Source organism: Kitasatospora sp. NPDC097605 (assembly GCF_040302725.1).
Taxonomy (GTDB): Bacteria; Actinomycetota; Actinomycetes; order Streptomycetales; family Streptomycetaceae; genus Kitasatospora.
Window position 1 is genome coordinate 221,704 of record NZ_JBEOSF010000007.1, and the last position, 21,546, is coordinate 243,249.

Annotated in this window: 19 protein-coding genes and 2 tRNA genes; 11 read left to right on the forward strand and 10 right to left on the reverse strand. The window is 74.5% G+C overall.

Annotated features, from left to right (window positions below; all coding sequences use genetic code 11):
• Positions 1-172: 172 nt before the first annotated feature.
• Positions 173-994: a maleylpyruvate isomerase family mycothiol-dependent enzyme gene (locus ABTX81_RS11280; protein ID WP_350543176.1), complete on the reverse strand. Its 822-nt coding sequence runs from the start codon at positions 992-994 to the stop codon at positions 173-175.
• 173 nt (positions 995-1,167) lie between these two features.
• On the opposite strand from ABTX81_RS11280, the gene ABTX81_RS11285 reads away from it, so the two are divergent.
• From ABTX81_RS11285 to ABTX81_RS11295, 3 genes are all read left to right on the forward strand, one after another.
• Complete coding sequence (locus ABTX81_RS11285; RefSeq protein WP_350543178.1) at positions 1,168-1,965, forward strand: carbon-nitrogen family hydrolase; 798 nt, start codon at positions 1,168-1,170, stop codon at positions 1,963-1,965.
• Between the two features lie 174 nt (positions 1,966-2,139).
• The gene (locus tag ABTX81_RS11290; RefSeq protein ID WP_350543180.1) at positions 2,140-3,213 is read left to right on the forward strand and encodes a GntR family transcriptional regulator; all 1,074 of its coding nucleotides are present in this window, start codon (positions 2,140-2,142) and stop codon (positions 3,211-3,213) included.
• Positions 3,214-3,331: 118 nt separating this feature from the next.
• Positions 3,332-3,979, forward strand: a complete 648-nt coding sequence (locus ABTX81_RS11295; protein WP_350543182.1) for a putative DNA-mimic protein — start codon at positions 3,332-3,334, stop codon at positions 3,977-3,979.
• 79 nt (positions 3,980-4,058) lie between these two features.
• On the opposite strand, the gene ABTX81_RS11300 is transcribed toward ABTX81_RS11295, so the two are convergent.
• Positions 4,059-4,844: an SLATT domain-containing protein gene (locus ABTX81_RS11300; RefSeq protein WP_350543184.1), complete on the reverse strand. Its 786-nt coding sequence runs from the start codon at positions 4,842-4,844 to the stop codon at positions 4,059-4,061.
• A gap of 471 nt (positions 4,845-5,315) precedes the next feature.
• Between ABTX81_RS11300 and purD the strand changes: the two genes are divergently transcribed.
• The 4 genes from purD (at position 5,316) to ABTX81_RS11320 (ending at position 11,573) form a co-directional block, all read left to right on the forward strand.
• Positions 5,316-6,563 carry a phosphoribosylamine--glycine ligase gene (gene purD / locus ABTX81_RS11305; protein ID WP_350543186.1) on the forward strand — a complete coding sequence of 416 codons (1,248 nt, stop codon included), beginning with the start codon at positions 5,316-5,318 and terminating at the stop codon, positions 6,561-6,563.
• Positions 6,564-7,186: 623 nt separating this feature from the next.
• Entirely contained in the window at positions 7,187-8,785 is a 1,599-nt protein-coding gene (locus tag ABTX81_RS11310; protein ID WP_350543188.1) for a hypothetical protein, read from the forward strand.
• A 239-nt stretch (positions 8,786-9,024) separates the two neighbouring features.
• Complete coding sequence (locus ABTX81_RS11315) at positions 9,025-10,566, forward strand: N,N-dimethylformamidase beta subunit family domain-containing protein (RefSeq protein WP_350543190.1); 1,542 nt, start codon at positions 9,025-9,027, stop codon at positions 10,564-10,566.
• Between the two features lie 107 nt (positions 10,567-10,673).
• A complete protein-coding gene (locus ABTX81_RS11320; RefSeq protein ID WP_350543192.1) occupies positions 10,674-11,573 on the forward strand; it encodes a phosphoribosylaminoimidazolesuccinocarboxamide synthase in 900 nt (299 codons plus the stop codon).
• Positions 11,574-11,600: 27 nt separating this feature from the next.
• Here ABTX81_RS11320 and ABTX81_RS11325 read toward each other — a convergent pair whose 3' ends face one another.
• The 7 genes from ABTX81_RS11325 to ABTX81_RS11355 form a co-directional block, all read right to left on the reverse strand.
• Positions 11,601-12,221: a response regulator gene (locus tag ABTX81_RS11325; RefSeq protein ID WP_350543194.1), complete on the reverse strand. Its 621-nt coding sequence runs from the start codon at positions 12,219-12,221 to the stop codon at positions 11,601-11,603.
• Positions 12,222-12,265: 44 nt separating this feature from the next.
• The gene (locus tag ABTX81_RS11330; protein ID WP_350543196.1) at positions 12,266-13,492 is read right to left on the reverse strand and encodes a sensor histidine kinase; all 1,227 of its coding nucleotides are present in this window, start codon (positions 13,490-13,492) and stop codon (positions 12,266-12,268) included.
• A 92-nt stretch (positions 13,493-13,584) separates the two neighbouring features.
• Entirely contained in the window at positions 13,585-14,418 is an 834-nt protein-coding gene (locus tag ABTX81_RS11335; protein WP_350543198.1) for an ABC transporter permease, read from the reverse strand.
• Complete coding sequence (locus ABTX81_RS11340; protein WP_350543200.1) at positions 14,415-15,419, reverse strand: ATP-binding cassette domain-containing protein; 1,005 nt, start codon at positions 15,417-15,419, stop codon at positions 14,415-14,417. Before ABTX81_RS11340 ends, ABTX81_RS11335 begins: the two co-directional genes overlap by 4 nt.
• Positions 15,420-15,601: 182 nt before the next feature.
• Positions 15,602-15,677 (reverse strand) — tRNA-Gly (locus tag ABTX81_RS11345).
• A gap of 40 nt (positions 15,678-15,717) precedes the next feature.
• Positions 15,718-15,790: transfer RNA gene (locus ABTX81_RS11350), tRNA-Gly, on the reverse strand.
• A 132-nt stretch (positions 15,791-15,922) separates the two neighbouring features.
• On the reverse strand, positions 15,923-16,240 hold the full coding sequence (locus ABTX81_RS11355) for a histone-like nucleoid-structuring protein Lsr2 (RefSeq protein WP_030304494.1): 318 nt from the start codon (positions 16,238-16,240) through the stop codon (positions 15,923-15,925).
• A gap of 469 nt (positions 16,241-16,709) precedes the next feature.
• Between ABTX81_RS11355 and purS the strand changes: the two genes are divergently transcribed.
• From purS to ABTX81_RS11375, 4 genes are all read left to right on the forward strand, one after another.
• Positions 16,710-16,964 (forward strand): phosphoribosylformylglycinamidine synthase subunit PurS, encoded by a 255-nt coding sequence (purS, locus tag ABTX81_RS11360; RefSeq protein WP_030304493.1) that lies wholly within the window; start codon positions 16,710-16,712, stop codon positions 16,962-16,964.
• Complete coding sequence (gene purQ / locus ABTX81_RS11365; protein ID WP_344330343.1) at positions 16,961-17,638, forward strand: phosphoribosylformylglycinamidine synthase subunit PurQ; 678 nt, start codon at positions 16,961-16,963, stop codon at positions 17,636-17,638. The genes purS and purQ overlap by 4 nt, the downstream gene beginning before the upstream one ends.
• A complete protein-coding gene (gene purL / locus ABTX81_RS11370; RefSeq protein ID WP_350543203.1) occupies positions 17,638-19,893 on the forward strand; it encodes a phosphoribosylformylglycinamidine synthase subunit PurL in 2,256 nt (751 codons plus the stop codon). Before purQ ends, purL begins: the two co-directional genes overlap by 1 nt.
• A gap of 74 nt (positions 19,894-19,967) precedes the next feature.
• Complete coding sequence (locus ABTX81_RS11375) at positions 19,968-20,780, forward strand: maleylpyruvate isomerase family mycothiol-dependent enzyme (protein ID WP_350543205.1); 813 nt, start codon at positions 19,968-19,970, stop codon at positions 20,778-20,780.
• Positions 20,781-20,895: 115 nt separating this feature from the next.
• On the opposite strand, the gene ABTX81_RS11380 is transcribed toward ABTX81_RS11375, so the two are convergent.
• Positions 20,896-21,543: a hypothetical protein gene (locus ABTX81_RS11380; protein WP_350543207.1), complete on the reverse strand. Its 648-nt coding sequence runs from the start codon at positions 21,541-21,543 to the stop codon at positions 20,896-20,898.
• Between the last annotated feature and the right edge of the window lie 3 nt (positions 21,544-21,546).

Below are 21,546 nucleotides of genomic sequence, written 5' to 3' on the forward strand. Positions count from 1 at the left end.
GCACCTCGGTCCCGCATCCGGACCAGGTCCACGATCCGCAGCTTCGGGCAGCCCGGGACCACCCGGCTTCCCCGGATCCCGACGCGCTCGTCGCTCGGGCACTCGAAGGGAGCGCGAGGCGCACTCGCCCGGCGTGCACGGTGTGTGTACGCCGGGCGGGTGACGGCGGGGGCTACGGGGTGACGGAGAAGTTGGCCAGGACGCGGTCGGCCAGCTCCCGGTCCCCCTCGACGGTCACCCCGTCCGGGCGGCCGCGGCCGCAGGCGAGGCGGACGTAGGTCTCCCAGTCCAGGGTGAGCTGGACGTCGGGGGCGAGGCTGATGGACTCGTCGACGCTCCCGCGCCCGGCGGAGTCGACCCGCACGGTGCGCAGGAACTCCACGGGGCCGGTGACGTCGACGACCAGCGCGGTGCCGGCCGGGGCGCCGGCCTGGTGGGCGACCGCCTTCGGCAGGCCCTCCAGCAGGACGTCGCGGGCGACCAGGGCCGCCGGGGAGTCGAGGTTGCCGGGCACGCCGAGGGCGCGCCGGAGGTCCTGCTCGTGCACCCAGACGTCGAAGGCGCGCAGCCGCAGCAACTGGTGGTACGGGATGTCGCGGCTCTGCGGGCCGGCCGGCCGGCGGACCGGCTCGTTGGGCATCTGCTTGGCGTTCCGCAGCGCCCGGCAGCGCCGGATGATCGTGTACTCCAGCTCGCTGGTCATCTCCAGGGCGGTGTGGCAGCGGCGCTTGTCGACGGGGAGTTCGAGGTAGCGGGCGGCCTCGGTGGTGACATGGCGCAGGTCGCGGGGGAGCGAGTGGATCGGGCGGGGGTCGCCGAGGAGCTCGGACTCGACCGCGATCACGTGCGAGACGATGTCGCGGACCGACCAGCCGGGGCACTCGGTGGCCCGGTTCCAGGAGCCCTCGGGCAGGGGCGTCACCAGTTCGGATATCGCCTCGATGGACTGCGTCCACGCCTCGGTGTAAGCCTGCACGGTCTGGTTGTCCGTCACGGGAATCTCCGGCCCTCCGTCAGCTGCCTTGCCACGCGTGCCCGCGGGTTCCTGTTCGGCCGGGAAGTCCGGCTTCCGGACGCACACGCTAACCGCACGTTACGCTGCCGGGTGAGAGCAGGGCAGCGCTTTCGGGTGACGATCGTAGGACTCTTGCCGTGGACGGTGGTACTGTGCGCGCTTCATTGATCCAACTCGCGGTCTCCGACGCCGAGCCTCCGGCCGAGCGGCGAGCCCGCGCGGCCGCCTTGGTGCGGGCGCAGCGGGGTTCCGACCTGGTCGTTCTGCCGGAGCTGTGGCCGCTCGGCGGCTTCGCCTACGACCTCTGGTCGGACGGCGCTGAGGCACTGGACGGGCCGACCTCGGACGCGATGGCGGCGGCCGCCAGAGCGGCGGGCGTCTGGCTGCACGCCGGTTCGATCGTCGAGCGGGACCCGGACGGGCCGATCTACAACACCTCGCTGCTGTTCGCCCCGGACGGCGAGCTGGTGCACACCTACCGCAAGATCCACCGCTTCGGCTTCGACAGCGGCGAGGCGGTGGTGATGGGCGCCGGGCAGGAGATCGTCACCGCGGCCACCGACGTCGGCACGCTTGGCCTGGCGACCTGCTACGACCTGCGGTTCCCGGAGCTGTTCCGGGCGCTGCTGGACGCGGGCGCGCAGGTGCTGGTGGTGCCGGCGGCCTGGCCGGAGCGGCGGCGCGAGCACTGGACGCTGCTGGCCCGGGCCCGCGCGGTGGAGGAGCAGGCGTACGTCCTGGCCTGCAACACGGCGGGCACGCACGGCGGGGTCGAGCAGGCGGGCCACAGCATCGCGGTGGACCCGTGGGGCCGGGTGCTGGCCCAGGCGGGGGCGGGGGAGGAGGTGCTGACCGTGGAGTTCGATCCGGCGGAGGTGGCGAAGGCGCGGGTCGACTTCCCGGTGCACCGGGACCGGCTGCTGGGCATTCCGGCGCCGGTGCAGCGCTGACGGGGGACGGGCCGGTCCGACGGGCCGGGGCGCGGGGGCGCGCCGGGGCGTACGGGGGGCTTGTACACACGTCGGTGTCCTTTTTGAGAAGATGAGCCTTCGTCGTGTTACCAGCCCGTACGTCTCCGGTCTGTCCCCGTCAGGCCGTCCAGCCCGCCCGAGGAGGTCGCGCGCATGTTCGGCACCGACGCGGGCGACAGCCGTCCCGTCATCCAGCGCAACAGCCTGCGCGAGCAGATAGCCGGCGCGCTGCGCGAGGAGATGATGGCCGGCCGGCTGGCGGCCGGACGGAACTTCACCGTCAAGGAGATCGCCGAGCTGTACGGAGTCTCGGCGACCCCGGCCCGGGAGGCGCTGGTCGACCTCTCCGCGCAGGGACTGCTCCGGGCGGAGCACCACCGCGGCTTCACCGTGCCCGAGTTCGGCTGGGACGACTTCCGGGAGATCTTCGAGTCCCGGGTGCTGATCACCGACAGCTACTTCCGCCGGCTGGCCGCCGACCCCGGCCCGCGGGACGACAGCCGGCTGACCTCGCTGCGCCGCCGGGCGGACGCGGCGCTGCGGGCGGCCCGGGCGGGGAACCTGGACGTGATGGTGGGCTGCGACCGCCGGTTCTGGCAGGAGGTCGGCGGGCTGCTGGGCAACCGCCGGATCGCCGAGTACCTGGACTGGCTGCGGGTGCAGTCGTGGATGTTCGCCGCGCGCTACCTGCGGACCATGCCCCAGCTGGCCGGGGTCTGCTGGGACGGCCACCTCGACCTGGTGGAGGCGATCGAGGCGCGTGACGTGCCGCGCGCCCACCGGGTCGTCTGCGAGTACAACCTCTTCACCGTCGGGCTGCTGGCCGAGCTGGCCGGCCAGTCGGTGGAGACGGTGGGGGTGCTGCCGCTGCTGACCGGTCGCCCGCTCCCCGCGCCGGGCGGCCAGGAGGCCGCGGCCGCGCCGCCCGACACCCCGGGGGACCCGGCGCCGGGGAAGACCGGGGCGGGCACCGGGCCCGGCGCCATCGGGGCGTCCGGACCGGGGGAGCCCGCCCGACCCGCGGAACCGGGCCGCGCGGCCGGCGGCGCCCGGGGCCGGGAACGCGAACTCGGCCGGGAGCTGGGCCGCGAACTGGGCCTGGGACTCGGCCTGGTGCCGCAGCCGCGAGCGGTGGCGTACGGGCGGTTGGGCCGCCGGCTGCCCGATCCGCCGCCGGACCAACTGCCCGGGGGACGGTCCGATCCGCATCGCTCGCCGGGCCGGTAGGGTGGGCGGTCGTCCGTCCCGGCCGCCCCAGCCGGCGGCGGTCCGGGCACCGACCCGCCCATCCGCCGTCCGCCGCCGCGCGGCCGGTTCAACCGCGTCCGGAGAGGAAGAGCCGGCCATGGCCTGCGACCTCTGGCTCGTCCCGCTGGTGGACGTGCTGAGCCACAGCCCCGACAACCCCTTCCGGGACGACCTCGCGCTCTACAACCAGGTGCTGTCCTCCCGCGGCCTGCCGGAGATGCCGGTCTACCGGTTCATGCCGGGGCTCAGCGGGGCGGTCGAGCCGATAGCCGCCTTCGACTACGACTCGCTGCACTTCCTGCGCCGGGCCTACCTGCTGGGTCTGACCGGCCTGGACATCACGCCGGTGGACGCGCTCGGCGGCGACTACGAGCAGCTGCTGGAGATGTTCGAGAGCAACGCCGAGCAGTCGCACCTGGTCTGGCACTTCGACCACGCCGGCGCGTACGTGCCGATCGAGTTCGCCGCCCCGCTGGTGGAGGACTCGCTGCTCGCCGCGGGCGGCCCGCTGGGCTCCAGTCACGGGCTGCTGCGCGAGCTGCAGGCCGTGGCCCCGGCGCTGGGCATCGACCCGCTCGACCCGCCGGCGCCGACCCGGCCGCTCGCCCCGACCGGCCTGGAGCAGCCCTTCGGCCCGCCGCTGGACGACCTGCACCCGTTCGCCCGGGAGCGGCACGCCTGGGCGGGCCTGTACGCGGCGGCCACCCGGAGCCTGCACCAGGGCTCGATGATCGTCTTCGCCTGAGCGGGCACCCGGCGGCCCGAGCGGGCCCCGGGCGCCTCCGACGGCCCCGGGCGCCCGGCGGGGCCCCGCCCCGCCCCGGCTAGCGCAGCGGCCCCTCCGGCGGCCGCTGGCGCGGCATGGTGGGCCTGGTCCCCGGCGGCGGCAGCACCCGCACCTGGGCGCCGACGCCCGGCTCGGTGCGCCCGCCCCAGCTGCCGGCGACCTGGGTGGGCAGCTGGGTCATCCCGGCCCGGAACTCCAGCATCCACTCCGAGGTCTCGGTGCGGACCATGTCCGAGACGTCCTCGCAGAACCGCCGCAGCACCCCGAGGCACCGCTCGGCGGCCTCGCCCGCGGTGCCCTCGGTGGGGCCGAGCACCTCCCGCACGCACTCCGAGGCCCAGTCGAACTGGAAGGCCTCCAGACGGCGCTGCAGCGCCTGCGCGGTGGAGACGTCGCGCATCCAGCCGGAGGTCAGGCCGAACACCCGGTCGGCGCCGTAACAGGCGGCGGCCAGCGCCAGGCCGACGTAGCCCCAGCTGGTGGCGTCGGCGACGGTCCCGGTGAGGTCGGCGAGCGGCGCGGCGACCCCGCCGGCCGCGAACCCGGCCGAGCCGAACCGCAGCAGCCGGGCCCAGCGGCGCTTCCAGACCCGGTCCCTGCGGTACCACTCGATGGCCTCGACCGCCCGCTCCTCGGACCAGCGGTACAGCTCCTCCAGCCGCTCGGCGGGCTCGCCCCAGTCCCCGAGGGGGAACTGTCGGGTGCTCAGATCGGACCGGCGGCGGGTCGAGGCGCGGCGCGCCACGGTCGTGGCGGGCGGGTCCTCCTCGCCGATCTCCTTGCCCCAGGCACTCTCCTCGGGCTGCATTTCCGGCTGGCTCACCTGTGGGGCTCCCTGTGGCGGGCGGACTGCTGGTCTGGCTGGTTCCGACTCTGCGCGGACCGACCTTTCCCCGGCCTGACGGGCCGTGGAACGACGGACAACGCGCCGGCCACACCGCCGGTCCGGGGCGTTCTTCGGATGCCCCGGGACGGCGTCACCGGCGGCGGCCGGTGGTGGTCCAACAGCACTTCTTACCGCCAAATGGCTTACCGTGTGGGCGCTTCGCCAATGATCGTTACCGGATTCGGCCACCGGATCCCAAGGTGGGAGGGTTGCGGCGGTCGGCGGGATTTCACCCGTCCGAGCGAGGGTCCGGTGACCCGCTGTCCTGACCCGGACACCGCGCGATGATCATCGGCGTCCCGAGCTGGAGGATCCTCCGAGGCCGTTCGGGTGGCGGACCGCCCCGGCTGTCTCTTCCTACGGGACCGGAGAGCGGCCGGAACCGGCCACCGGCTACCCTTGCGCAGCGTGAAGGTCCTCGTCATCGGCGGCGGCGCCCGCGAACACGCCCTGTGCCGCTCTCTGTCCCAAGATCCCGCCGTGACCGAGCTGCACTGTGCCCCGGGCAACGCCGGGATCGCGCAGGTGGCGACGGTCCACCCGGTCGACCAGCTGGACGGCGCGCAGGTCACCGCGCTCGCCCGCGGGCTCGGCGCCGAGCTGGTCGTGGTCGGCCCGGAGGCCCCGCTGGTCGCGGGTGTCGCCGACGCCCTGCGCGCGGCCGGCGTCGCGGTGTTCGGCCCGTCCGCCGAAGCCGCCCGGCTCGAAGGCTCCAAGGCCTTCGCCAAGGACGTGATGGCCGCGGCCGGCGTGCCCACCGCCCGCTCCTACGTCTGCACCACCCCCGAGGAGGCCGCGGAGGCGCTGGACGCCTTCGGCGCCCCGTACGTGGTCAAGGACGACGGCTTGGCCGCCGGCAAGGGCGTCGTGGTCACCTCGGACCGCGACGAGGCGCTGGCCCACGCCGCCGCCTGCGGGCAGGTGGTGATCGAGGAGTACCTGGACGGCCCCGAGGTCTCGCTGTTCGCGATCACCGACGGCGCCACCGTCCTGCCGCTCCAGCCGGCCCAGGACTTCAAGCGCGCGCTGGACGGCGACCAGGGTCCCAACACCGGCGGCATGGGTGCCTACTCGCCGCTGCCCTGGGCGCCCGAGGGCCTGGTCGAGGAGGTCCTGGAGACCGTCCTGCAGCCGACCGTGGACGAGCTGCGGCGCCGCGGCACCCCGTTCTCCGGCCTGCTCTACGCGGGCCTGGCGCTGACCTCGCGCGGTACCCGGGTGATCGAGTTCAACGCCCGCTTCGGCGACCCGGAGACCCAGGTCGTGCTGGCCCGGCTGCGCACCCCGCTGGCCGGCGTCCTGCACGCCTCGGCGACCGGCACGCTGGACCAGCTGGAGCCGCTGCGCTGGGACGAGGGCGCCGCGGTCACCGTGGTGATCGCCGCCGAGGGCTACCCGGCGGCGCCGCGCACCGGCGACCCGATCGGGGGCCTGGCCGAGGCGGAGGCCGCCGACGGCACCGCGTACGTGCTGCACGCCGGGACGAAGGCGGACGAGGACGGCCGGGTGCTGAGCGCCGGCGGCCGGGTGCTGTCGGTCACCGCGACCGGCGCCGGGCTCGCCGAGGCGCGCGAGCGGGCCTACCGGGCGGTGGAGCGGATCTCGCTGGCCGGCGGCCAGCACCGCGGCGACATCGCGCTGAAGGCCGCGCAGTAGCGGCCGCGCACCCCTTTCCATCTCCGGGCCCCCGGCGAGCGATCCGCGCGCCGGGGGCCCGGGCGTTCCCCGGCCGGTGCGCGACCCCCCCCGGCTCACCCCGCGAGCCCCGCGAGCCCCGTGGACAACCCCCATGGACGCAGCCCCGCCCGGTGTTTCGGGGACGGGTGGGGCGGGAGCGGTCCGCGGGCCCGGCGCACCGTTCGGCGGCCGGAATCCAGCCCATCGAGTGACAGCGGCCGCATCCGGCTGACGTAACCGGGCGCCCGGCCTTATGGTGCGCTGGACCACGGCGCCTCAGCTCGGGGCGCTTCCGCCCGCCGCCGGGTAGCGGCGGTCGCGCGGGGGGATGCTGGACGGCGTCCGGCCGGACCGGACACGCCCGGGCCGTCCGACGTCGCCCCGGGCGGTCGTCCGGAATCCGGGCGGCGTCACCGGGACGAGTGGAACCGGGGCGATCCGGAACACCCACCCGGACACCGGCGTCGAAAATGTCAGAAGCGCCACCAGCATGGACGACCGGGGCTCGGCCGCCGCCGTTTCCCGGTCGGAACTGATCGTTTCGAATCGGCTCAGGGGCCCTGACGGGGCACCCGAGGGCTCCGAAGGGGGTGCCGCACCGTATGGCCGCTGTCGACACCGCGCGCGCTCACGCCCAGGCGGTCCTGCGGATCCGAGGACTCGCCCTGGCCGCCGCCGCGCTGCCCGCCGCCGCCGCGGTGGTCCTGCTCGCCGGCCGGTTCACCGGCCGGATCGGCGCCCCCGGCTCCCCCGACGCCGCCGGCTGGGACATCGCCCGCTGGGCGGTCTGCGCGGTGGCCGCGCTCACCCTGCTGGTGGCCGCCGCGGCCGCCCGCCGGTACCGCCGGGCCGTCCCGCCGCAGACCCCGGCCGTCCCGCTCGAGCGCGCCCAGGCCCCCGAGCTGTACCGGCTGATCGGCGACCTGGCCGACCGGCTGGAGGTCCCCGCGCCGTCCGCCGTCGCGCTCACCCCGGACTGCGACAGCTGGCTGGAGGACGTGCCCGCGGCCCGGCCCCGCCGGCGGGTGCGCACCGCCGGGGAGGAGCCGCCCGCGCCGGTCCTGGTGATCGGCTCGCCCTTCCTCTGGTGGATGCGGGCCGGCGAGCTGCGCGCCCTGCTGGCCCCGGTGGTGGCCGGCACCGCGGCCGCCGCCGACCCCGAGATCGCCGCCGCCCGCCGCTTCCTGCGCTCCCTGGACGCCAGCCTGGACGCCGGCCCGATCGCCGGGGCCGCCCCCGGCCCGGTCGGCGCCCCCGGCGCCCCGCGCCCGCCCCGGCGCGGCCCGGCCGCGCTGACGGACCGGATCACCGACCGGATCACCGAGCGGATCACCCGCCGCCTCCTCGGCGCCTGCCGCGAGCACGCCGCCGAGCTGGAGCGGTCCGTCGCCGGCTGGGCCTCCGAACAGGCCCGCAGCGTCGACTACGGCCTGCGGATCGCCGCCCAGGAGCAGGTCGGCCTCGCCTACGCGGGCTGGGACCGGCTGCTCACCCGGGTCGCGCTGCCCGCCTGGCGGCTCGGCCGGCACCCCGCGCACCTCAACGCCGGCGTGGTCGCCGCGCTCACCGAACTGTCCCGGCGCGACCGGCTGGCCGACGGCTACGGCAGCCGGCTCGGTGACCGCCCGGCCTGCGACCTGCTGGAGGAGCCCGGCACGGTGGACGCCGCGGTCTCCCGGCTCGCCGCCGAGCTGTTCTTCGGCGCGCCCGCCTCCGGCGGCTGGCGCGAGCTGGAGTGGGCCGACTACCCGGCCGAGGTGGTCGACGCCGGCTGGCGGGCCCGCGCCGCCGCCCTGCAGTCCGCCCTGGACCTGCTCGCCCCGCAGGCCCGCCCCGGCGCCCCGACGCTGACCCGGCTGCTGGGCCGGCTCGCCGACGGCGACGGCGAGCGGCTGGCCGCCGCCCTCACCGCCCAGTCGGTCCGCACCACCGCGCCCGCGCCGCTGCTCGAACCCGTCCGCACCGGGCGGGACGTGCTGGTCGACCACGTCACCGCGATGGTCTGCTGCGCCGCCGTGGACACCGCGGGCGCCGTCCCCGGGCTGGACTGGCTGGACGGCCCGGTGCTGCTGCTCGGCGGGGTCCGCCGCACCGACCTCGCCGAACCGGTCGCCCAGGCGGTCGAGCAGGGCCAGGACGGACCGCTGCGGGCCTGGCTGGACGCCGCCGACGTCCGGCTGGAGAAACCCGTCCGGCTCTGACCGGTCCGGCCGGAGCACCGCCGGGGAGGGGCGCGAACCCCCTCCGTGAGCGCCCCCGGCCGGACCGGCCGCCCCGGGTCTTCGCAGGCCGGAGGCCCTCCCTCCGACGGACCGCAAGATTCCCGCCACTAGTTGCTACCGTGGGGTGACGCAGCGCCAGCACGGTGTGGTGTATTAGTCCGCACGCACATCCGGGAGGCACATGCCAACCGGCGGAGGTGCACCTGGGAGGGGCGCGCGTGGGGATCGAACTCAACCGCCGCTGGGAGTCCGGGACGCACGCGCACAGCGTCTCCGACCCCTTCGGCCAGGGCCCGCTGCCCTGGCTGCGCAGCCCGGACCAGTACCTCGCCGGCGCCGAGGGCGACGTACCCTGGTACGTCTCGGTGGACGCCCCCGGACAGCGCCCGCTCGCCGCGGCCGGGGTGCGCGGCAAGCCCCCGGTCGGCACCCCGCTGAGCGCCAACGACGAGGAACAGCAGATCAAGGGCTTCGCCTCGGCCGGCGTGGTCCGCCCCGGCGGCTCGGTGGACCTGCGGGTCACCGTCAACCCGCCCCGCGAGTTCACCGTCGACGTCTACCGGATCGGCCACTACGCGGGCGACGGCGCCCACCACATGACCTCCAGCCCGCTGATCGCCGGCATGGTCCAGCCGGCCCCGATGGTGGCCGGCCGGACCGTCTCCTGCCATCACTGGTGGCACACCTGGCGACTGCAGATCCCGCAGCACTGGCGGCCCGGCGCCTACGTCGCCGTGCTCACCACCGCCGACATGCTGCACCGCAGCCACATCCCCTTCACCGTCCGGGACTTCGAGGACCAGACCCGGGCCGCCGAACTGCTGCTGGTCGTCCCCGACGTCACCTGGCAGGCCTACAACCTCTTCCCCGAGGACGGCCGCAGCGGCGCCAGCCTCTACCACGCCTGGGACGGCGGCCGGCTGGTCGGCGAGACCGAGGCGGCCGTCACCGTCTCCTTCGACCGCCCGCACGCCACCGCCGGGCTGCCCCTGCACGTCGGCCACGCCTACGACTTCATCCGCTGGGCCGAGCGCTACGGCTACGACCTCTCCTACGCCACCGCCACCGACCTGCACGCCGGACTGGTCGACGCCTCCCGGCACAAGGCGCTGGTCTTCCCCGGCCACGACGAGTACTGGTCCGAGCCGATGCGCCGCGCCGTCGAGGGGGCCCGGGACGGCGGCACCTCGCTGGTCTTCCTCTCCGCCAACACCATGTACTGGCGGGTCGAGCTGAGCCCCGGCCCCTCCGGCGAGCCCAACCGGATGCTCAACTGCCGCAAGCGTCAGAAGGTCCGCCCCGACGACCCGGCCGCCGGGGCGCCCGGCGCCGCCAGCGCGCTGTGGCGCGACGCCGGCGAGCCGGAGCAGCAGCTGCTCGGCCTCCAGTACTCCGGCCGGGTCGCCACCCCCGTCCCGCTCGTCGCCCGGCACACCGGGCACTGGTTCTGGGCCGGCACCGGCCTCCACGAGGGCGACGGCCTGCCCGGGCTGGTGGCCGGCGAGGCGGACCGCTACTACCCCAAGGTCCCCCTGCCCGGGCACACCGAACGGGTGCTGCTCGCCCACTCCCCGTACCGGGACCCGGCCGGGCGCACCCGCTACCAGGAGACCTCGCTCTACCGGGCGCCCAGCGGCGCGTACGTGTTCGCCTCCGGCACCTTCGCCTGGTCGCCCGCGCTGGACCGCCCGGGCCTCACCGACGAGCGGATCCAGCGGGCCACCGCCAACCTGCTGGACCGCCTCTGCAAGAACGGCTGACCGGCCCTCGGACCGGTCCGCACGGGTGGTCATGACAGACTCGACCCCAGTGACCTCCCCTTTCGCGCCGCACCGACCGCGAACGACCCCTGAGGACTGAGACGACCTTGAGCGGATTTGTCACCAAGCCCGAGCCGGTCCAGGTACCCGGCCTGGTCCACCTGCACACCGGCAAGGTGCGCGACCTGTACCGCGCCGAGTCGGGTGACCTCGTGATGGTCGCCAGCGACCGCACCTCCGCCTACGACTGGGTACTGCCCAACGAGATCCCGGACAAGGGCCGCATCCTCACCCAGCTCTCGCTGTGGTGGTTCGAGCGGATCGCGGACATCGTGCCCAACCACGTGATCTCCACCGAGGTCCCGGCCGGCGCCCCGGCCGACTGGAAGGGCCGCACCCTGGTCTGCCGCAGCCTGGACATGGTCCCGGTCGAGTGCGTGGCCCGCGGCTACCTGGCCGGCTCCGGCCTGGAGGAGTACCGCGCCTCCCGCACCGTCTGCGGCATCGCGCTGCCCGAGGGCCTGGACGACGGCTCCGAGCTGCCCGCCCCGATCTACACCCCGGCGCTCAAGGCCGAGGTCGGCGAGCACGACGAGAACGTCCCCTACGAGGAGACCGCCCGCCGGATCGGCGCCGATCTGGCCGCCCAGCTGCGCCAGACCACCCTGGCCGTCTACTCCCGGGCCCGGGACATCGCCCGCGAGCGGGGCATCATCCTGGCCGACACCAAGTTCGAGTTCGGCCTGCTGGACGGCGAGCTGGTGATCGGCGACGAGGTGCTGACCCCGGACTCCTCGCGGTTCTGGCCGGCCGACGCGTGGGCGCCGGGCCGCCCGCAGCCCTCGTTCGACAAGCAGATCGTCCGCGACTGGCTGACCTCCCCGGCCTCCGGCTGGGACCGCCGTAGCGAGCAGCCGCCGCCGCAGCTGCCCGCCGAGGTGGTCGAGAAGGTCCGCGCCAAGTACGTGGAGGCCTACGAGCGGCTGACCGGCCTCAGCTGGGCCTGAGCCGGAGCGCGCCCGCGGGCCCGGCGGTCAGATCCAGCCGTGCTCGCGGGCGATCCGCACCGCCGCGTGCCGGTTCTCCGCGCCCAGCTTGGCGGCGGCCGCGGACAGGTAGTTGCGGACGGTGCCCTGGGAGAGCGAGGCCCGCTCGGCGATCTCGGCGATCGAGGTGCCGTCCGCGGCGAGCTCCAGCACGTCCGTCTCGCGCGGGGTCAGCGGGCTCTCCCCGGCGGCGATCGCGTCCGCCGCCAGCTCCGGGTCCACGTACCGGCCGCCGGCCCGGACGGTCCGGATGATCCCGGCGAGGTCGGCTGCCGAGACGGTCTTCGGCAGGAAGCCCCGGACGCCGACCTCCAGGGCCCGCTTGAGGTACCCCGGGCGGCCGTGGCCGGTGACGATCATGCAGCGGCAGTCCGGCAGCAGCGCGCGCAGGCTGGTGGCCACCTCGATGCCGTCCAGCCCGGGCATCTGCAGGTCGAGCACCGCGATGTCCGGCCGGTGCGCCTGGGCCATCGCCACCGCCTCCGGGCCGGAGGCGGCCTGGGCGACCACCGCGATGTCCTCCTCCAGCGAGAGCAGCGCGGCCATCGCGCCGCGGATCAGGTGCTCGTCGTCGGCGAGCAGGACGCGGACGGGCGCGGTGTCGGTCATCGGCGGGGCCTTCCGTGCGGCGGTTCTCAGAGCGGCGGCGGTTCTCAGAGCGGGACGCTGGCGAGCAGCCGGAAGCTGCCGGGTGCGGCCTCCGGCAGGGACAGCTCGCCGTCGTGGGCGGCGAGCCGCTCACGCAGTCCGCGCAGGCCGGTGCCGCTGCCCTGGGAGGGCAGCGGCACGGCCGGTACCCCGTCATTCTCCAGCTCCAGCACGGCCCGGCCGCCCTCCTGGCGGAGCCGGATCGCGCAGCGGCCCGCCTCGCTGTGCCGCAGGACGTTGGTGGTGGCCTCGCGGATCACCCAGCCGAGCACCGACTGGACCGGGGCCGGCAGCCGGTCGGGGTCCTCGCCGAGGTCGATCTCGCAGGCCACGTCGGCGGAGCGGAGCACCGCGCGGGCGCCGATCGCCTCCGCGTGCAGGTCCGCCGTGCGGTAGCCGCGGACCACGTCGCGGACCTCGCGCTGGGACTCCTGGGCGATCTGCTGGACCTCGGCCATCTGGTCGGCGGCCTCCGGGCGGCCGCGCCGGGCCAGCTGGACGGCCAGCTCGCTCTTGAGCGCGATGGTGGTGAGGTTGCGGCCCATCACGTCGTGCAGGTCGCGGGAGAACCGCAGCCGCTCCTCGGCGACGGCCAGCCGGGACTGGGCCTCGCGGGCGGCGTCCAGCTCCCAGACCACCGACTGGAGCCAGGCGAAGCTGCGGCAGCTGGAGCCGACGCAGAGCATCACCAGCGCGCTGCCGGTCAGCACCCCGAGGGAGGTCGCCAGGGTGGCGCCGGTCAGCAGCATCGCGGGGAGGACGGCCAGCAGGCCGGCGGCCCCGGCGAGCGCCGCCCGGCGAGGGGGCAGCCCGACCGAGGCCGGTCCGAAGGCGGAGAACAGGAGGGTGCTGGCGACCGGGAGGGTGAAGACCACCTCCTCGGTGCCGGAGGCCGCGCCGACCCGGGGGCCGAGCAGCAGCACCGCCCAGGAACCGGCCACCGCGACGCCGCCGTTGAGGGCGAGCCAGCGCAGGTGGTCGGTGGGCCGCCTCAGGTAGTGGTCCAGCGAGGTGCGGTAGGCCCGCAGGGTGATCAGGGTCTGGGCGAGCCCGAGGACCAGGGCGACCCGGCCGGCCGGGTGGCTGCGGTAGTCCGGGTCGGACGAGTTGACCAGCAGGGCGACCGGCAGCGGGGCGAGCGCCATCAGGTAGAGCGACCAGCGGAGGTAGAGCTCCGAGCGCTGGGGCTTGGAGTAGCCCTTCCACGCGCGCACCGGATTGGCGATGCCCATCTCTTCTGCTCCCCGTTCGACCATGGTCGTGCTGCTGCCTTCCTATCAGAGGTGGAGCGGGGAGGGGACCTTCGGTTCGAAAAGCGCGGTGGTCAGCGGCGCGGCTCCCAGCGGAAGTAGCGGACGGCGCCCCAGACCGCCAGGGCGAGCCAGATGCCGCCGGTGACCAGGTGCGGGGCGGCGGTGGCCCAGGTGCCGGCGAAGCCGGTCGGGGCGGCGGAGCCGTCGGTGCCGAACCAGCCGACCCGGACCAGCTGGAAGGCCGGGGTGGTGGGCAGCAGCCGGCAGATGTCGGCGAGCCGCTCCGGCATGACCTCCAGCGGGATGAACAGGCCGGAGCCGAACTGGGTGAGCAGCAGGACCGGCATGGTGGTGATGCCGGAGCTCTCCACGGTGCGGGTGAAGGCGCTGGAGACGGCGGCCAGCGCCATCAGGGTCGCGACGACCAGGACCAGCCCGACGGCCAGCAGGATCGGGTTGGCCGGGGCGGTGAGGTCCAGGGCGGTGGCGCCGACGACACCGATCACGGCGCACATCACCAGGGCCAGGCCGACCGAGGGGACGGCGGTGCCGGCCAGGATCTCCAGGTCCCGGGCCTCGCCGGTGCGCAGCCGCTTGAGCACCAGCTCGCCACGGCGGGCCACGTAGGCGGCGGTGAGGTTGTAGTAGACGACGAAGGCCAGCACCATCCCGATCGCGCCGTTGACCAGCAGCGAGTCGACGTCCAGGCCGGGGTTGGTCTCGGCCTGCTGGGCGAGCACGCTCTGCAGCCCGAAGATCAGGAAGAGCGGCAGCAGCACGGCGGTGAACAGGGCGGTCCGGTTGCGCAGCAGCAGGATGCCCTCGGCCCGCCCCAGGGCGAGCAGCCGGCGGACGGAGGTGCTCTTCGGCCCGGTGGCGGTGGCGGTGGTGACGGCGGTGGTCATCGGGCGAGTCCGATCAGCTTGCGGCGGGCGGGGGGAGTGGCGGGGGAGTCGGCCGGGGGCTGGTGGGCGGCCTCGGCGGCGATGGCGAGGAAGGCCTGCTCCAGCGAGGCGCTGCGGGCGTCGAGGGCGCCGAGGGCGATGCCCTGGTGGTCGGCCCAGCCGAGCAACTCGGTCAGCGTCGCCTGGAGGTGCGGCGTGCGGACGGTGACCTTGCGGCCGTCGGCGGTGACGGTGGCACCGGCCAGCGGCGGGATCGAGGCGCCGGCGAACTCGGGGAGCTCGAAGGAGATCTGCGACGGCCGCCCGGCGATCACCTCGGCCACCGTGCCGGCGGCGACGATCCGGCCGCCGTGCATGATCGCCAGCCGGTCGGCGAGCTCCTCGGCCTCCTCCAGGTAGTGCGTGGTGAGCAGCACCGTGGTGCCCTGGGCGCGCAGCTCGCGGACCAGCCGCCAGACGGCGGCGCGGGCCTCCGGGTCGAGGCCGGTGCTCGGCTCGTCCAGGAAGAGCACCTCGGGCCGGCCGAGCAGGGCCATCGCCAGGTCGAGGCGGCGGCGCTCGCCGCCGGAGAGCTGCTTGACCCGGACGTCGCGGCGGTGGCGGAGGTCGACCAGCTCCAGCGCCTCGTCCAGCGGGCGGGCGTGGCTGGTGGCGCCGGCCCAGGCCCGGCCGGTCTCGGCGACGGTGAGGTCGCCGGGGAAGCCGCCCTCCTGGAGCATGATGCCGATCCGGGGCCGGACGGCGGCGCGCTCGCGGTACGGGTCGTGGCCGAGCACCCGGACCCGGCCCTCGGTCGGGGCGGCGAGGCCCTCGATCAGTTCCATGGTGGAGGTCTTGCCGGCCCCGTTGGTGCCCAGCAGCGCGAAGAGCTCGCCGCGGCCGACGGTCAGGTCGACGCCGCGGACGGCGTGGTACCGGCTGCTGCCGGCGCCGTAGTGGCGGTGCAGGTCGGTGACCTCGATCACGTGGTCGCCGGGGCGGTGGGGCTGGCTCGTTTCCATGCCTCAAGCCTCCCGTCGCCGGGGGGCCGGAGGCAGTGCGCGGCCTCATGAGAACCCGGTGCGGATCCACCAGTCCGCGATGACAAATGTCATGGGTGCGTTGCGCGGGAAACCGGGTGGGAAACCGGGCGCGGAAACCGGAAACGCCGAAGGGCCCTCTCGACCGAGAGGACCCTTCGTACTGGAGCGGACGACGAGATTCGAACTCGCGACCCTCACCTTGGCAAGGTGATGCTCTACCAACTGAGCCACGTCCGCAGGATGGAACTATGTAATTGTGCTGTGCTCGCGCACTGCGAGCGGACGACGAGATTCGAACTCGCGACCCTCACCTTGGCAAGGTGATGCTCTACCAACTGAGCCACGTCCGCACGGTGCCTGGTGGGGCACCGGCCGCCGGTCCGGATCTCTCCGTTGCGGCGACGAGGAATACTCTACAGCATCCGAAGGGGTGGTCGTCCCGCCCGCCGGATGCGGGCGGGACGACCGGTGCCTGCGGGCGTTCAGTTCGCCTCGGCGAACGCCTCGTACACGTGCTTCGGGATCCGGCCGCGGGCCGGCAGCTCCATGCCGCGGGACTGGGCCCAGGCGCGCACGGCGGCCGGGTCCGGGGTGAGGGCGGTGCGGCGGAAGGACTTCCCGGTGCGGCTCTGGCGGCGGCCGGCGGCGACGAACGGGGCGAGGGCCTCCCGCAGCTTTTCCGCGTTGTCCACGGACAAATCGATCTCGTACGACTTCCCGTCCACGCCGAAGTGGACGGTTTCCGCGGCGGCGCCGCCGTCCAGGTCGTCGGAGAGCGTGACAACTACACGCTGAGCCATGGGTGTCAATCCTCTCGGGCAATTCGGCCGACAAGGGCGCGGGTGCGCTCCCGGGCCTGATGTGCACCTATCGCGCACGTGCATGCGGGCAGGCCGGATGGCCGTGCCGGATACGCAGCACTCGCCGCGGCAGGTGGCCCTATTCTGCACCCGAAGCGGGGAGAAATCGAAGAGTCCGGCTTTCTTTTCCGTATATTCACGTGTCTTCGCCGGGACGCCGGATACCCGGTGCACTCGGCTGGCCGATCTGTCCGGAGTGCCGGTATTCGGGTGCTCTTCGGCCGTTCCCGGGAGGGGCCGGGGAATCCGGCGAAAAGGGGCGTACGGCGGGGGGTGCCGGGGGGATCGGGGCCTTGCGGGGTAAGGGTCGTGGGTCTACGCGCGTCACCATGCCCGGCCAGCAATCCCGCCCCAAACCCCCGGTAGTCTGGAGTTCCCCCGCCTCACGAAGACACCACCGGGAGTGCCAGTGGCACGCGTCGTAGTCGACGTCATGCTCAAGCCGGAGATCCTCGACCCCCAGGGACAGGCGGTGCAGCGCGCACTGCCCCGTCTCGGATTCACCGGGATCGCCGACGTCCGCCAGGGCAAGCGTTTCGAGCTGGAGCTGGAGGGCCCGGTCGACGACGCCGCGCTCGCCCGTATCCGCGAAGCCGCCGAGACCTTTCTCGCCAACACCGTGATCGAGGACTTCACGGTCCGCGTCGAGGAGGAGGGCAAGTGACCACCCGCGTCGGCGTCGTCACTTTCCCCGGCTCCCTCGACGACCGCGACGCCCGGCGCGCGGTCCGCCTCGCCGGCGCCGAGCCGGTCGCGCTCTGGCACCGTGACAAGGATCTCCACCAGGTCGACGCGGTCGTCCTGCCGGGCGGATTCAGTTACGGCGACTATCTGCGCTGCGGCGCGATCTCGCGCTTCTCGCCGGTGATGGAGACCGTCATCGAGCAGGCCAGGGCGGGAATGCCGGTTCTCGGTATCTGCAACGGCTTCCAGGTGCTGTGCGAATCGCACCTGCTGCCCGGTGCGCTGACCCGCAACGACTCGCTGCACTTCATCTGCCGCGACCAGAAGCTGCGGATCGAGAACAACGGCACCGCCTGGACCCGTGATTACGCGGCCGGCCAGGAAATCGTCGTCCCGCTGAAGAACGGCGAGGGCCGCTTCGTCGCCGACGAGCGCGTCCTGGACGAGCTGGAGGCCGAGGGCCGGGTGGTCGCCCGTTACCTCGACGTCAACCCCAACGGTTCGTACCGCGACATCGCCGGGATCACCAACGCCGCCGGCAATGTCGTCGGCCTGATGCCGCACCCCGAGCACGCCGTGGAGCCGCTCACCGGTCCCACCACCGAGGGCCTGGGCTTCTTCACTTCCGTCCTGAAGCAGCTGGTGAACGCCTGATGAGCCTCGACACCGTCAAGAACGCCGAGCAGACCCCGGACGCCGCCCAGCCGTGGGCCGAGCTCGGCCTCAAGCAGGACGAGTACGCGCGCATCCGGGAGATTCTCGGCCGCCGCCCGACCGGCGCGGAACTCGCGATGTACTCGGTCATGTGGTCGGAGCACTGTTCGTACAAGAGCTCCAAGGTCCACCTGAAGCAGTTCGGCGAGAAGAAGCCCGAGACGGACGCGATGCTCGTCGGCATCGGCGAGAACGCCGGTGTGGTCGACGTCGGCCAGGGTTACGCGGTCACCTTCAAGGTCGAGTCGCACAACCACCCGTCGTACATCGAGCCCTACCAGGGCGCGGCCACCGGCATCGGCGGCATCGTCCGCGACATCCTGGCGATGGGCGCCCGCCCGGTCGCCGTGATGGACCCGCTGCGGTTCGGCGCGGCCGACCACCCGGACACCCGGCGCGTGCTGCCCGGGATCGTCGCGGGCATCGGCGGCTACGGCAACTGCCTGGGCCTGCCGAACATCGGCGGCGAGGTCGTCTTCGACTCCTGCTACCAGGGCAACCCGCTGGTCAACGCGCTGTGCGTGGGTGTCATGAAGCACGAGGACATCCACCTCGCGCAGGCCTCCGGCGCCGGCAACAAGGTCATCCTGTACGGCGCCCGCACCGGCGGCGACGGCATCGGCGGCGTCTCGGTGCTCGCCTCCGAGACCTTCGACGACAGCAAGCCGGCCAAGCGCCCGGCGGTCCAGGTCGGCGACCCGTTCCAGGAGAAGCTCCTCATCGAGTGCACCCTGGAGATCTTCGGCGAGAAGCTCGTCAAGGGCATCCAGGACCTCGGCGGCGCCGGTCTGTCCTGCGCCACCTCCGAGCTGGCCTCGGCCGGCTCCGGCGGCATGCGGATCGACCTCGACACCGTGCACCTGCGCGACCACACGCTCTCGCCGGAGGAGATCCTCATGAGCGAGTCGCAGGAGCGCATGTGCGCCATCGTCGAGCCCGACAAGGTCGCCCGCTTCCTGGAGATCTGCGAGAAGTGGGACGTCATCGCCAACGTCATCGGTGAGGTCACCGACGGCGAGCGGCTGGAGATCTACTGGCACGGCGAGCTGGTCGTGGACGTGCCGCCGCGCACCGTCGCCCACGAGGGCCCGACCTACCAGCGCCCGTTCGCCCGCCCGAGCTGGCAGGACGCGCTGCAGGCCGACGCCCCGACCGCCGAGCGGCTGGCCCGCCCGACCACCGGCGAGGGCCTCAAGGCCGACCTGCTGAAGGTCGCCTCGCACCCGAACCAGGCCTCCAAGTCCTGGATCACCGACCAGTACGACCGCTACGTGCTCGGCAACACCGTGCTCTCGCACGGCGAGGACTCGGGCATGATCCGGATCGACGACGAGACCAACCTCGGCGTCTCGGTCGCCACCGACGGCAACGGCCGCTTCACCAAGCTGGACCCGTACACCGGCGCCCAGCTGGCCCTCGCCGAGGCGTACCGCAACGTCGCGGCCGGCGGTGCCAAGCCGCTCGCCGTCTCCGACTGCCTCAACTTCGGCTCCCCCGAGGACCCGGACGTGATGTGGCAGTTCGCCGAGGCGACCCGCGGTCTGGCCGACGCCTGCCTGACCCTGGGCACCCCGGTGACCGGCGGCAACGTCTCGCTGTACAACCAGACCGGCGAGGTCGCCATCCACCCGACCCCGGTGGTCGCGGTGCTCGGCGTCATCGACGACGTCACCCGCCGCACCCCGGTGGCCTTCGCCGAGGAGGGGCAGCTGCTCTACCTGCTCGGCGACACCGCGGACGAGCTGGGCGGCTCGGCCTGGTCGCAGGCGGTCCACGAGCACCTGGGCGGCCTGCCGCCCAAGGTCGACCTGGAGCGCGAGCGGCTGCTCGGCGAGATCCTGATCTCCGGCTCGCGCGACGGCATGATCGACGCCGCGCACGACCTCTCCGACGGCGGCCTGGGCCAGGCCCTGGTGGAGAGCTGCCTCAAGGGCGGCCGCGGCGCGCGGATCGTCGTGCCCGAGGGCCTGGACCCGTTCGTGTTCCTGTTCTCCGAGTCGGCCGGCCGCGCCGTGGTGGCGGTGCCGCGCAGCGAGGAGCTCCGGTTCAACGACATGTGCACCGCGCGGGGCCTGCCGGCCACCCGGATCGGTGTGGTCGACGGCGACACCCTGGACGTCCAGGGCCAGTTCACCGTCTCGCTGGCGGAGCTGAAGGACGCCCACACCGGCGTCATCGAGGCCCTGCTGGGCTGAGCCCGCACAGAGCGCGCCCCGGGGGCGGACGGTTCCGACCGGAACCGCCCGCCCCCGGGCGTATGTTGGGGCCCATGCCTGCCAAGTCCCGTACGTACCAGCCCGCCAGGGTGCACGCCGCGCTGAGGGCACAGATCGAGGCCCTGCGCGCGGCCGTCCACCGGTTGACCGCCGCCGACCTGGACCGGCCGACCCGGCTGGGGGAGTGGCGGGTGCGCGAACTGGTGGCCCATCTGAGCCTGGTGCTGGACCGGCTGCCGGAGCAGCTGGACGCCCCGGTGCCGGACGGGCCGCCGGTCACCCCGGCCCGGTTCACCGAGCTGACCGGGACGGTCGCCGAGACGGTCGACACCTCGGTGACCGGCTTCGCGGCGGAGGAGTACGCCGGCCCGCCCGAGGCGGTGGCCGTCCGTTTCGACCGGTCGGCGGACGCCGCCCGGGCCGCGCTGGACGCCGTGGCGGACGCCGCTCCCGCCCGGCCGGTGGCCATGCGGTTCGGCCCGATGCCGCTCACCGAGTTCCTGGTGACCCGGCTGGTCGAGACGGTGGTGCACGCCGACGACCTGGCCGACGCGCTCGGCCCTGAGCCGTTCCCGCACGACCGGCAGGCGGTGGCCGCCGTCACCCGGATGCTCGCCGACGCCTTCGCCGAGCGCGTCCCCGGCGGCGCGGTCGAGCTGCGGGTGCCGCCGTACGCGGTGGTGCAGGCCGTCGAGGGGCCCCGGCACACCCGGGGCACCCCGCCGAACGTGGTCGAGAGCGACCCGCTGACCTGGATCCGGCTGGCCACCGGCCGCACCGACTGGGCGGCGGCGGTCGACGCCGCCGCGGTGTCCGCCAGCGGCGAGCGCAGCGACCTGCGGGCGTACCTGCCGCTGCTCCGCTGAGCGCCTCGTACCCCTTACGGCCGCAGCCGGGCGGCCAGCTCCTCGGTCGCCCGGCGCAGCGGCTCGCCGGTCAGGGACGGGTCGACGGTGCTCTCGTAGGGGTCCTGGGTGAGCGTCAGCGCCAGGTCGCCCCGGCCCCGGACGGCGATCGGGCGACGCCCACCAGGCCCGCGCCCGGGGTGAGCCGGGTCTGCCCGGCGGTCGGCTGGTCGGCGCCGATCTGCTGGAGCTGGGCCACGCCGAGGTTGCCGTACCGCTGGAGGTGCGGGAGCAGCATGCTGATCACCGGGCCGTTCTCGGGGACGGCCAGCAGGTCGATCCGGGCCGGGGTGTCCCCGACGGTGAAGTGGCAGGTCACCCAGGCGCTCGGCGGCGTGGCCGGCATCGAGGGCAGCGAGGGCGGCGGGGTGGCGCCGGTGGGCCAGGGCTGGGCGGGGACGCCGTCGCCGACCTCGCCCTCGGCCACCGGCCGGTCCTTGGCGCCGGGGGTGACCGGGCGGTCCACGCCGGCCGCCCCGAGCGCCGCCGCGAGGTCCAGCGAGAACGGGCAGGGGCCGGTCGCCGGCAGTTCGCGGGCGGTGGAGCGGACCTGCTCGTAGGAGATCCGGCCGGTCCCGGCCGTCCCGGTGCCGCCGTCGGCGGCGCAGGCACCCGCCCCGAGCAGCAGCCCGGCGGCTCCGGCCAGGGCGAGCCCGCGGCGGTGGCGGGCCGGTGCCGGGCGGTGTGATTCCGGGCGGCGCGCGGTGGTGATCGAGGCGGTCATGGC